The organism is Dryocola boscaweniae (genome assembly GCF_025215095.1).
In the GTDB taxonomy this organism is placed as follows: domain Bacteria; phylum Pseudomonadota; class Gammaproteobacteria; order Enterobacterales; family Enterobacteriaceae; genus Dryocola; species Dryocola boscaweniae.
In genome coordinates this window covers 56,691-68,766 of the sequence record NZ_JALHAP010000077.1, presented here as the reverse complement: position 1 = coordinate 68,766, position 12,076 = coordinate 56,691, and the positions used below count along the sequence as shown (strand labels likewise).

12 protein-coding genes are annotated in these 12,076 nt (G+C 50.7%); 6 read left to right on the top strand and 6 right to left on the bottom strand.

Going from position 1 to position 12,076, the window contains the following annotated elements:
- Positions 1-29: 29 nt before the first annotated feature.
- A complete protein-coding gene (locus MUA00_RS09895; protein WP_271123047.1) occupies positions 30-989 on the bottom strand; it encodes an SDR family oxidoreductase in 960 nt (319 codons plus the stop codon).
- 83 nt (positions 990-1,072) lie between these two features.
- On the opposite strand from MUA00_RS09895, the gene MUA00_RS09890 reads away from it, so the two are divergent.
- On the top strand, positions 1,073-1,675 hold the full coding sequence (locus MUA00_RS09890; protein WP_095844750.1) for a TetR/AcrR family transcriptional regulator: 603 nt from the start codon (positions 1,073-1,075) through the stop codon (positions 1,673-1,675).
- Positions 1,676-1,842: 167 nt separating this feature from the next.
- Here MUA00_RS09890 and MUA00_RS09885 read toward each other — a convergent pair whose 3' ends face one another.
- Positions 1,843-2,826, bottom strand: coding sequence for a quinone oxidoreductase family protein (locus MUA00_RS09885; protein ID WP_271123048.1), 984 nt, complete (start codon positions 2,824-2,826; stop codon positions 1,843-1,845).
- A 177-nt stretch (positions 2,827-3,003) separates the two neighbouring features.
- Between MUA00_RS09885 and MUA00_RS09880 the strand changes: the two genes are divergently transcribed.
- Positions 3,004-3,645 (top strand): TetR family transcriptional regulator, encoded by a 642-nt coding sequence (locus MUA00_RS09880; RefSeq protein WP_271123049.1) that lies wholly within the window; start codon positions 3,004-3,006, stop codon positions 3,643-3,645.
- Positions 3,646-3,715: 70 nt separating this feature from the next.
- Here the strand turns inward: MUA00_RS09880 and MUA00_RS09875 are convergent, their stop codons facing one another.
- Positions 3,716-3,832: a hypothetical protein gene (locus tag MUA00_RS09875; protein ID WP_408639698.1), complete on the bottom strand. Its 117-nt coding sequence runs from the start codon at positions 3,830-3,832 to the stop codon at positions 3,716-3,718.
- Entirely contained in the window at positions 3,817-3,954 is a 138-nt protein-coding gene (locus MUA00_RS09870) for a ParB N-terminal domain-containing protein (protein ID WP_271123109.1), read from the bottom strand. Before MUA00_RS09870 ends, MUA00_RS09875 begins: the two co-directional genes overlap by 16 nt.
- A gap of 930 nt (positions 3,955-4,884) precedes the next feature.
- On the opposite strand from MUA00_RS09870, the gene MUA00_RS09865 reads away from it, so the two are divergent.
- The 4 genes from MUA00_RS09865 to MUA00_RS09850 all read left to right on the top strand — a co-directional run bounded on the left by MUA00_RS09865 (position 4,885) and on the right by MUA00_RS09850 (position 9,188).
- Complete coding sequence (locus MUA00_RS09865; RefSeq protein WP_271123050.1) at positions 4,885-6,759, top strand: type IV secretory system conjugative DNA transfer family protein; 1,875 nt, start codon at positions 4,885-4,887, stop codon at positions 6,757-6,759.
- A gap of 10 nt (positions 6,760-6,769) precedes the next feature.
- Complete coding sequence (gene mobC / locus MUA00_RS09860; protein ID WP_095844754.1) at positions 6,770-7,516, top strand: MobC family replication-relaxation protein; 747 nt, start codon at positions 6,770-6,772, stop codon at positions 7,514-7,516.
- Between the two features lie 106 nt (positions 7,517-7,622).
- Positions 7,623-7,910, top strand: coding sequence for a hypothetical protein (locus MUA00_RS09855; RefSeq protein WP_048762572.1), 288 nt, complete (start codon positions 7,623-7,625; stop codon positions 7,908-7,910).
- Between the two features lie 354 nt (positions 7,911-8,264).
- A complete protein-coding gene (locus MUA00_RS09850) occupies positions 8,265-9,188 on the top strand; it encodes a hypothetical protein (RefSeq protein WP_271123051.1) in 924 nt (307 codons plus the stop codon).
- Between the two features lie 311 nt (positions 9,189-9,499).
- Here MUA00_RS09850 and MUA00_RS09845 read toward each other — a convergent pair whose 3' ends face one another.
- Positions 9,500-10,528 (bottom strand): hypothetical protein, encoded by a 1,029-nt coding sequence (locus MUA00_RS09845; RefSeq protein ID WP_271123052.1) that lies wholly within the window; start codon positions 10,526-10,528, stop codon positions 9,500-9,502.
- Between the two features lie 493 nt (positions 10,529-11,021).
- On the bottom strand, positions 11,022-11,966 hold the full coding sequence (locus MUA00_RS09840) for an ArdC family protein (RefSeq protein WP_271123105.1): 945 nt from the start codon (positions 11,964-11,966) through the stop codon (positions 11,022-11,024).
- Between the last annotated feature and the right edge of the window lie 110 nt (positions 11,967-12,076).

Below are 12,076 nucleotides of genomic sequence, written 5' to 3'. Positions count from 1 at the left end.
CATCTCAGGCAGAATCATGAGACGGCCTGTCAGGAAAACGGGGGCACATTGGAGAGGTCCGTACTCGCCGCACCGAATGTCATTCCCGTCAGTTCTTCGGAGACATCCCAAAGCCGAGCGGCCACATTGATGTCCAGCGCTCGCTCAGGAATCTTTGCGATCGCAGGTGAACCTCGCGTTTCGCCGAGTTTGTCAGGACCGTAATAGGTCCCGCCTTTCGCCTCCGGTGAAGTGGCGGCGAAAAGTGTAGGCAGTGCGCCCTGGGCTGCGGGCTGAAACATGAACCAAAGGTACTTTCGCCAAAGCCCCAGTACGCTATTCGGGCCCGCTCCGTTCGGCAGCAGGTCTGTGCGGGAAATACCCGGATGAGCTGACATGCTGGAGATACCCCAACCAGCCGCATCGCTTCTGCGTTGCAATTCCAGGGCAAACATCAGGCAGGCCAGTTTCGACTGCCCATAAACAGTCATCGGCTTGTATTCGCGTTCCGCTTGCAGGTCGTCAAAGTTGATCGAGGCATCGCGGTTGCGACTGGCGATGCTGGAAAGGGTAACGACGCGAGGATTGTGGCCGTTGCGCAATAGGGGAAGCAGTTGGGCGGTCAGAGCGAAATGACCAAGGTAATTCGTGCCGAGCTGCAACTCAAAGCCATCGTCTGTGACCTTGCGTTGCGGAGGCATCATCACAGCAGCGTTGTTGATGAGAAGATCAAGGCTTTGCCGCTTTGCCCGCAGGCGTGATCCGAAGGCCGTGATGGATTCGATGTTGGCAAGATCGAGCACTTCGAAGCACACGGACGAGTCGGGCGCGGCCTGGCGAACTTTCGCAACGGCCTCTTTCCCCTTGGCCAGGTTGCGGCCCGCAATGATTACCTCCGCTCCGGCAGCGGCGAGAGCAATGGCGTCCTCAAGCCCGAGGCCGCCAGTACCCGTGACGACGGCCGTGCGGCCGCTTTGAGACGGTATGTCCGATGTCTTCCACGTTGTCATGATCTTGCCCTTCAAAGGTTGTGAGTGTTACACTAGGTGCACACATTAATGCACTCAGTGCATTTTCGCAAGAGGAAAATTACGTGACGTCGGAATTCATTGGCCGTCCCCCTAAGGAAGGCCGGCGCGAACGAAAGCAGCGCGAAACGCGGCTGCGCATCATCGAAACCGGATTGAAGCTTTTTTTGGCTAACGGGTATGACGGCACAACGCTCGACGCCATCGCTGAGGAAGCCGGGATCTCCCGGCGTACCTTCTTTTCCTACTTCAAATCCAAGGAAGACATCGTCATTGCCTGGCAGGCAGGGGTATGGGATGCAATGAGAGCGGAGCTACTCAAAGTGTCACCAGATGAAGCCCCATTGGATGCGGTGCGCAAGACGATGGTCAATCACGTATCCCAGTACGAATCCAGCAAAATGATTGCCATCGACCGGGTGATGCGTGCGAGCGAAGCACTCATGGCACGAAAACAGGCCGCTTATGCAATGCAGGAAGAATCGCTTTACGACACCTTGTGCGAAGTGTGGCGGCAACCAGAACGTCGTTCCTCCCTACGCATCGTTGCGATGGTTTCCATTGGCGCCATGCGCCTTGCCCTTGAAGCCTGGGGTAAGCAAAGTGGCAAGCGACCGGTAGCTAAATTACTGGAAGAGACTTTCGCAAATTTGAAAGCCGAGATATGAACTAGCAAGATTGAGTCGCCGGCCTTTTGCACGCCCGTTCCATGGCGAGGCCGGTACCGCGGCAGGGCTGGTTCTTTGGCTACCGCTATAACGCAGCGAAGTTTCCGAATTTTCATATCTCTTGCTCGCCATTCGGATTCGTTCTGCACTTAGAACGGAGATGCGGCTTACGGCGTGAGGACGATGCGGCCATTGAGCGAACGGCTTTCCATCCGTTCGTGCGCAGTAGCGGCCTTTTCGAACGGAAGCACGTCGATCGCTGTCTCGCCCAGCCCCGAAACAACCATCTTCAACGCGGCTTCAAGCGCGGGACGGATCACATCTGGATGCGTGGGTAGGTAGGCACCTGCATTGAATCCGGACACGGTCGAACTGGCCAGCCAGAGGTCGTTGGTCTTTACATGGTGTTCCCAATCACCGCTGGCATTCCCAACGACGATGAGCCGACTACCTGGCTTCATCAACGCGAAGCTGTGGCTGCGGACTGCGCCACCGACAGGGTCGATGATGATGTCGAACTTCTCGTCACCGAGAATTCCTGGCAATTCGTTGGAATCGACGATCCGGTCATAGGGTAGCTTCGTGTCCGCTGCGGCATCCAGCTTGCTTGGGCGTACCGTACCCACCACACGAGACGCACCGAGCTGCCTGGCAATCCCCGGGAACGCAGCGGAAAGGCCACCGAGCGCGCCATGAATGAGCACGCTCTCGCCTTTGGATAGATGCGCAACTTGAGTCAGGGCGACATGCGCCATTGCCGCGTTGGGTATGACCGCGACAGCGAGAGCCGGATCTATGCCGGCGCCTTCGATCGACACGACGCCGCGCACCGGGGCGATGTATACGGAGGCATAGCCGCCGATGCCAGTACCCGCTGACATCGAAACGACCTGCTCGCCGACCGTGAAGCCGGTGACGCCCTCGCCAAGCGCACGCACCCTACCTGCCACTTCAAGACCCGGAATGAAGGGTGGCTGAGCCATTCCCGGTACGTCTTTGAAATGCCCCTGACGGAAGAAGACATCGACAAGCCCAACCGCAGCATGGGTGACGTCGATGGCGATTTCACCTGGACCGGGTGTCGGATCGGGCAACTGCGTAACGACGAGGACGGTTGGGTTTCCAAACTGGGTGGCTTGAACGGCCTTCATAGGACTTTCCTTTGCGAGACGGTTTGTGGGAACGTGCGCCAACTTTTAACGCACTCCTTGATGCGTTAAGTGGACGGTAGCATGATTCCTCGTGTAACGCACGTTAAGATGCGTTAACATCGAGGCATGAGAGAGAGAGCCCGTTCAGTCGAAGATAAGCAGCAGCGTTCCGAGGATTTGCTCGACGCAGCCGAGTCCCTTGCCCAAGAACTGGGAGGCGTGCGCTTCGTGACGGTCGCGGCGGTTACCGAGCATGCGGGCTTGCACCGAACGGGCGTGCGGCGCTATTACGCCAACAAGGAGGAACTGTTCCTCGAACTGGCGGAGCGTGGCTGGTACCAGTGGCGCGATGCGATCAGAGCCGGGTTGTGTAATCAGACGGGCCTGGAGTCGAAAGATGTTGCAGAAGTCGTTGCCGATACCATCACTTCTCTCCCGGTCTTCTGCGACCTCTTAACCCATGTGACGCTGAGTCTGGAAGGTAGTGTGGACATGGAGCGCGCTCGCCGCTACAAGACTAACGCGTTCGCCGCCCATGACGACATCGTGGCCGCGCTGGTTCAGGCCAGCAGTATGACCACCGAACAGATACAGAATTTGCTGGCGACGACGATCATGCTGGCTGCCGGTTTCTGGCAGGTATCACATCCGACGCCGACGCTCGCTCGGCTATACGAACAAGTACCGGAATGGGGGCACGTTGCACTCGACTTCGGCCCTCGTCTCCGTCATCTGCTTCAGGCCACCGCTGTAGGGCTTGCGGGAATGGCCGCCCCGCGCTCGGGGAACGTTTCAAAAAAGCGAGGGAAGCGGGAATGATCCGGTTGGCATCAGCTTGCTATCGCTGGATACATATGTAGTAACAGAGGGGTAAACGGTCAGGAAATGGTTATGCCTTGTGGCCGCCCGATTTCCCACGCCCCCCACGGACGCGCACCATGGCGGCGAGCTGTTGGCCCAGCAGCTGTTCGATCACCGGCTTCCACGGCACTAGCGAGAAGGCCATGCCGCCATCGAGCGTAGCGTCGCCAGCAGGTTTTCCGCGAAGCTGACGGTACGGGCCGAAGCGTCGGGCACCAGCAGGCAAGGCACCTCAAAGTCGGCGGCGATGCGCTTCTTCTTCGCCAACAGCTTCAACCCGGACAAGGTGTTTACTATGCGCCGGGATTTTTTTCACACAGTGCGCCAGCGCAGATCCGGCCGCCGTCAGTCAAATATTATCGCGCTTGGGTCGTATAAGCGGCTGACCAAATCCCACGAACGGATAAAAGGAGCGATCGCAATGAAAGCCTCTCAATTCCTGCCGGATATGTTCTGATTACTCGTCAGTCCTGCCGGTGAAATTCAATCCATAAGATTGTTAATTCCACCGGTTCACAAACATCAACCGCTAAAAATAATAACAATGCACGCAGACAACGATTTTCGGCGTTTAATTCCATGCTCAGTCATGGAATTAAACGTGGCATGAGGCGAGTAAATTCAATTTCGCAGAAATGGCTAATTTGCGTCGCCGAACCCACCGGCGAGCGTTCACCCCCAGGTGAACCGAGCTGGCCGGGGGGAGCCGAATAAATTTCGCCGCCCCAGCGAGCGAAAAGCTATCGCCCACGATAGCGGTTTATTTGGGGGGCGCAGCCCCGCACACCGTCGCGGCTAAGTCTCCGGCAAAAAGCCGGTAGCGTGACGCGACCACCCTCTTTGAAGGCGTTTTCCCATTTTTTCGCTTGGCCGGAACGGACAAAAGAAAAAATAGGCGAAAAACGGCGTCTCAAAGGGGGTGGTCGCGCGTAGCGGGCGACGGTGTGCCGCCGTTGACGTTGGGGGTTTTGCCGCGGCGTCCAGCCGCGACATTACCCCCATGTGACATATCATAAGGGCGTCCAGCCCGCATGAACTGGCGCACGCCGTTTGGTGCAGGGGAGCATGCTTTCCTGCACATGGCCGCATCGCGGCCACCTTCTCCGTCCCTGACGTTCGCCCCGCCTTTTCGCCCAACACCGTGGGGCGAATTAATGGGGCGACGTCATGGGGCCAACTGCTGATGAAGGAGGCATCGTGATTTTGAATAAGCTGGCCGTTTCACTGTCGCCGATAGTGAATGGCGCGCTGAACTTCATGGCTTTTATGCAACAGCATCAGCTGATGCTGGCGCTGTTATCGGGGCTGACGATGCCGTTTTTCGCCTCGATGAAAAGCGATGAACGGCAAAAAGCCCCGCTGTGGCAAAAGCTGATTATTGCTTTTTCCCTGCTGTGTTTTCTTTCCGGTACCATGGGGCCGGTACTTATCTGGATTTTCCAGTGGCTTTATCAAGGGCGGGTAGTCGCCAGCATTCCCGTTCTGGCATGGCCGGTGCTGATTATCTTTACTGTATCGGGTTTTATTTTGCATATTCTGCTGCGAAGGGTATTAACCCCTGAATTAGACAAAATAAAGAAACACCTCGTGAGGAAAACCACGCTTGAACGGGAATTGCGCACCGATGTCCGCACGGTAAAATCCCTGCTGCCGGAAACGCTGCATTATGACCCGCTGGATTATATCGACCTGAACAAAGGGTTATTTATCGGCATTGACCGAGATATTCAGCCGATGTATTTGCCGTTAAAAGACTGGCAAAAACAACACGCGGATATTATCGGCACCACCGGTGCCGGTAAGGGCGTTGCCACCGGGATATTACTTTATCAAAGTATTCTGGCCGGTGAAGGCGTATTTGTGATGGACCCCAAGGATGATGAATGGGCTCCGCACCTTTACCGCAAAGCCTGCGAGGATGCCGGTAAACCTTTTGCCCTGATTGACCTGCGAAAACCCCAATACCAGTTAAACCTGATTGAAGAGATCACCGCCGATGAACTGGAAGAGCTTTTTGTTGCCGGTTTCAGTCTGGCGGAAAAAGGCCAGGAGTCGGACTTTTACCGGATTGACGACCGGAAAGCGGCACGAATAGCCGCGCAGTTTGTCACCCGTAATACTGCCTCAACCATTCGGGATGTGTATAACGGAGACTACGTTCAGGGCATTGCAGATAAAATAAAAGCCTTTTTCGGGAAAATTGAAGAGCTGGCTTTACTCAATGCCATTAATGCCCCCACCGGATTTTCGCTTAATAGGATATTTGAAGAAGGCGGTTGCTGTTATGTGATTGGCTCAATGCGCAACAGCAAAATCATTACCGCTCAGCGCATGTTGCTGGTTCGCCTGTACCAGTTGGCAGAAAGGCGCGAGCGAGTGAAAGACGTTCCCCGCCCTATTGCTATTTATCTTTCCGAGCTGAAATACCATTTATCCAGACCCGCGCTGGAAGGCTTAGGCGCGGCACGCGATAAAGGCGTGCATATTATTATGGACCATCAGTCGATTGACGATTTAAAAGACTGCCCGGCAGATTTGAAAGGGGACGCTGTTGTCGGCGCTGTCGTTGAGAACGCCAAATTCAAACTGGTTTACCGTGTCATGGACCCGGATACCGCTGAATGGGTGGCAAGGATGTCCGGCACCATATTAGTCGATGATGAGGTCCGCAAAGCGAAAACCGACGCCGTGCTGACAGAGACTATCGACGATGAACGCACCATCAGGCAGGCCGAGCGTTTTTTTACCGACAGCAATATGATCCTGAACCTACCCGATTTTGTCAGCTTCATCTTCACGACAAAAACACTCCCGTCGGCCTCTCTGATTTCGCCCATCAGGGTGAGAAAACGCGAACTGGAGATCTGCACCGTGTCGCCCGCCATTGCCGCCACCGCCGCAACGGTAAACATCGCCCTGGATTTTAACGAGGAGGAAACATCCTCCGTATCCGTATCAATGCCGGATATCACCACAACGTGGCCCGATCTTTTTTTTGATGAGGTGGGCGAAAAAGACACGACAACACCGAATACCAACAAAGAAGAAAACCCGTCATTGCTGGATTTTTAAAGGGGAAATGATGCTCATCACCGCATACAGCGAACGCCAGACGCGGCACCGCGAAAAAATACAACGACTTCTGAATTTTCTGAAAGAAGAGACGTACAGTGACTTTAAAACGCTGATGCTGCTATTTGGCTTCAGAGACCATAAATCGCTATATTCCCTGCTTTCAAAAGTCGAGGGCATGGGGTTAATACAAAAGCACGTCCTGGTATCGCGCACCATGAAAATTTCATTGTGGGGCATAACCAGTGACGGACTGGCCGTTGTGTTAACTCCCGACGATGTGCTTTTCCCGGCGCGGTTTGAGCCTTCAAAAATTACCGGCTGGACGCTGGAGCATCACCTTGATAATCAGGCAGCCCGCATCACCCTTGAGAAAAAAGGCGCGTCAGGGTGGATCAATGGCGATCGCACAACCTTCCTCAGCCGGTATCAGGTCGGTCATCGCCCGGACGGGTTGATCACCCTGCCCGGCGGCACCGTGATCGCTATTGAGACCGAGCGTCGCCTGAAAACCAGAGCCCGTTATCAGTCGATCATCGCCAGCCATTTACTGGCCCGGACCCGTAAAGACTGGATTTACGTTTTTTATATCGTGCCCGACCCGCAGAAAAAGCGCGGTCTTGAACGGCTGTTTGACAGTATCCGGCACGTCATCGTTAACCATCAGCACATCCCGCTTGAAACCCGCCACCGAAATGTCTTCCGCATCTACACGCTCGACGAGTTGCAACGGCTGGATTTAGGCAACTGCATATAGTTGTTCTGTATCACCAACTGCCCCAATCAGCCCACCAGCAGCGCAACGACCGGAAGTAATGCCCTACCGAAATACTCCCCAACATCAGAACAGACAGGAGTCCAGAATGAACAGAAAAACTGACCGACTTTCGGACGTACTAACCGAAATGAGCGCAAAAGCGCTGGTGACATGGATGACGCATTCCGCATTGCAGGACATACCGCGCGAAGCATTACTGGTTCGCGGCCACGATTTTGTGTACGCCCTGCACGCAAATTTTGTGCTGCTACGTGATGTGCTGTCAGAAACACTGGAAGATATTGAGCAGCAGAGCCATGAACTCGAAGAAAGACTGGATAGCCTGGAACAGCGGCTGCAGACGCTTCAGAAAGATACTGATAATTTGTATTAACTCAGACTTGACCTGACACAACTACGACACAGGGCCAAGCCTAATTTGACAGGCAGCTCTGTGCCAAAAGCGGACCTTTCCAAGTAGAACTTAGATTACGCCCCTATCAGAAAAAGTCGTGTCAGTGGTCTTACTTACACCGCGTGTTTAATTCTCGGCATTATTAGGTATAGGGGTAATTATGTTCAGTTCTGCTAGCAATGAAGGATTTGTGGTTATGCTGAAAATTATTTCACCGTAGAATGTTTTGAATCGCTACGGCATACCTCATGACTATTTGAAGTAATCTATAGAAGTGTTAACTTATTGTATGTTAAATTTACTATTTTTAATATAAAGCAACTGGATGCGAAGATGAATACTGCCTTACCAAGATATCTGTCGATTATTAGCACATTACTATTCCTAAGTGCCTGCTCTGCGGTGCGAGACACTTCTGACAGGGCATACGTATATGATCAAGAGCATAGTATCGCCTGGAATATCATCAATTCTTCCGGCATGGATACTTACAGAGATGCACAAGTCACCCCATCTCAAAAATTAATGTACAGCCGTACTGACTACGATTTTTCTTTCCCTGAACTGAGAGATGATAACTTAAATGAAAGCTCTCTATCGTTAACTCCACTACTTCAATATATCCCCACTGGTATGGGGGCAGAAGACTGGCAAAGTGACGGGATCCTTGCATGGATTCCTACCGAGCTAGCGTCCTCTCCAGAGGTCGCATCTCAGATACTGTCTGATACGCTCGAACATGCCGTTTTAGAAACCTTAAAAGAATCTAAAAAAGTACATGGGGATTTTCGTAAAGGGGAAGGATATAATGATTATCTAGGGAAATACGTTTTTCAGGTTAATGCGTCCCGTTATCTGGCAATCCAATTCGCAGATGAGTATGCCGGGTGCGAAGTTCATAATAATAAATATTTTGACGCTGCAATAGCAAAACTTCCAGATTGTACCTTGTATATTAATTTCCACGATCCAGAGAAAATTGTTCGCACACCTGATTTCATAAGTAAAAATATTACAGGTAAAAGTTATCTCATAAGACATGATGGAGTGAATGCAAGTTTCATTAGTCCGATCTATAGACAAATTACCAGTCGCGCCAAAACAAATGCTGTTCGTCTTAATTATGCTTTTGCTCAACAACTCAGCCGTCATCTTCCTGCTTGGGTAATAATTTATATTTCTCCTCATGAGGACAGTGGTATGCCTGCGGTGGCATTACAGGCAGGGAAAGTACATTTTTTTATTCGGAGTGAATAGTTTCAAGATAAAGAGAGCAGGAGTTATCAATAGATACAGACCTGCTCTCCGTTGATTCACACGTAGCAACTTAAGTAATTCCATCATCTAAAACAGTTACCTAATTCCGCTCCTCGCTCTCAGCAGACCTTCAGCGTCACGTGTTTGCCTGCTGTGTGCCAGAAGCGGATGTAGCTAACAACAGTCTTATATGTATTTCATGACCAGTCTGCAGAGTATACATTTCGTTGATAGCCCTTAACCCTGAATATTAATATCAATCCGTAATGGATGCGATAAAACAGAGTCTGAGCGGGTATCAGGCGAAAAGATTAATAATTATGACCTCCCATGTATAATGCCATCTGAGTCGTCATATCTTGGTCCCTGTCAATATTGACCTTGTCATCAAAAAAATCCAGCACAAAGAAATGATCAGTTTGCGGTGGTACAACCTTAGAGTAAAAGCAGAAGTACTCATTGTTCATTTCATATTGTAAATTTACAGAAATTTTTTTAATTTTTTTGTTTTTCACTAAATCCATAAACATTTTATTTAAATCTGACCTTTTGCTTTCCTTGTCATCATCTTGAAGTTTGGGGTCAAAGTAGCGTATGAAGCAGTTTTCAATAATCCTACCTTCATTATCAACTTCAATCTCATCCAATTGAGAATTTGAAATATTAAACATCATATTGTAGTTATTATTCAGAGATATAACTCTTGGGTTAAACAAACTAAAATAAACAAAAAAATCATTATCGTCATTTGAAACACTATACAGCATCTTCGATAAGCCACGGTGAATGAAATCAACAGGACGCCTATGCGGATGACGTGTATATCCTACGTAATGCACTTCAGTATGGATGCCTAAATCAATGTGATTTTCTTTCACGAAGTCATGGACTGAAATCACAAGTGAATTGCCATCTTCATGTTCAATGTAGAGAAACTTTTCAGTTACTCTAACATTTGGCGTTATTTTTATTTCCCCATCCTGAGTAAGCTTGCGAAAGAAATATTTCACCCGAAACTTTCGCTCCTCTTTGCCAATCAACAGAGTGAATATTATATTTTTTGTGAAAGGGTTATACCTAGGCTTCCTCTTGGTTGAAAACCTCACTTTCTTTCTTGAACCTAAGAAATAAATAAATCTCTTTTCACAGTTTTCCCTCACATGTTTCTCGATGGCGCTGAGATAGTTTTTTATTATCTTATTTGTTCTGATATCATAGGGAGGATTAATCATCATATCATACCAGATGCAATCGGTGTTTATGAGATCTATCCACCATGACTTATCGGATTGTGAGTAGGCCACGTTAGAGTTTATAAAATCATAGTTTCCGCGAGTCATAAAACGCCTTATCACGTAAAAAAATCACCTAACCATAGATTGAGTAGCAGACGGTTCGCAAACCATTGCTTCCGTTTGTGCCCTGATATTTTCATAATTCATTAGTTGGCATCCCTACATCTTTAGGCTCACATGTCGGCCACTAAGCCATCAGGCCCCTGCCGAAAGGCCGAAAGGAGCATACCGGAGCTGCCGGTTAGCGCAGTCGTGCTAAAAACCTGGTCCACAGGATGTCCGCAGATCGCTCTTAACTGACTGCCATATATGGTTGTGTGCTGTACGAGAAAGCCGTACGGCGATATGAGCTAATGCAGTTAACCACATGGAGTTACTACACATCAATCCCTCCTTGGGGTTGTCTTAATTCCACTGCAGGAACATGACTGTTCGGTGCTCGCCCTGTCTGCGCTCCGCCTCACTCATGTCCCTACAGCGTTACTGTTTTAAACGGACCCTACACGCAAATCCGCATTCCTTTGCAGTGCATTCCCGATCAAAGCTTATCCATCAAATAACGATGAGCTTTTGATGCCGCGCTGGCGGCCTTGAAAATATAGCGTTTGTCGTTCTTCAGTGCTTTCAGCCAGGAAGCAATATAACTTTCATGCTGAACCTCTCCAGCGATACCCAGATTCGCCATCAGGAACGCGCTTCCCAGCTCGGCGATCAACTCCTCAAAAGCATAATCCTCACTGCCAAACCTCCCTTTCATTTCACGGTTCAGCCGACTTGATGCCCCGCTCCAGTGAATCAGCTCATGCAGGCCGGTGGCGCAGAAATTGGCGGCATCAGAAAAAAGGTACCGTTCCGGCAGCCAGATTTCATCGGTAGAGGGTTGGAAAAAGGCATTTTGACCTTTCTCAATGATGGTTGCACCACTGTTACGGAAAAGCGCTTCCGCACGCGGTAAGGGCTCAAAGGTCTCTGCCGGGCAAACTACTTCGTAACTCAGAGGCAAACCATCAATTTGCTCAACATTGAACACGGTGAACGTCTTCAGCATCGGGATATAGTCAGTTTCTCCGTCGTCATTTTCCTTTTCCAGCGTGGTATAGAAAATGGCGGTAGTGCCGTGTTCTCCCTTGCGTACCTGAGCGCCTTCCGCTTTTGCCTGTTTGTAGGTCATCCAGCGTGAATCACTGAATCCCTGTTTTGAGGCGCTGCACCATAGCAACATGATATTCATTCCACTGTAAGCAGCACCAGTCGCGTAGTTTGAAGGTAATCCTGACATGCCCGGTACGCGCTGCCACGGGCAGGACCACGGCTTAACGCCTGTTTCAAGGGCAGAAATGATGCTGTCAGTGACTGTCTGATAAATATCAGTTTTGGTTTTGGAAAATTTCGTTTTTGAGGAGCCTGACGGATCCAGCGGGGATACGCTGGTCGCCGCTGCGGTGTTAGGGGCGCTAACCTGGGTATGCAGGGAAATAGTCATGATTTTTTCTCCGTCAGTGGTGTGATTTTCGTCTTCGTATCGCCTGACGGTTCGCTTTCCCGACATCGTTCCGTCCCGCAAGGGCGCAGCATGCGTGCTATTTACCCTTG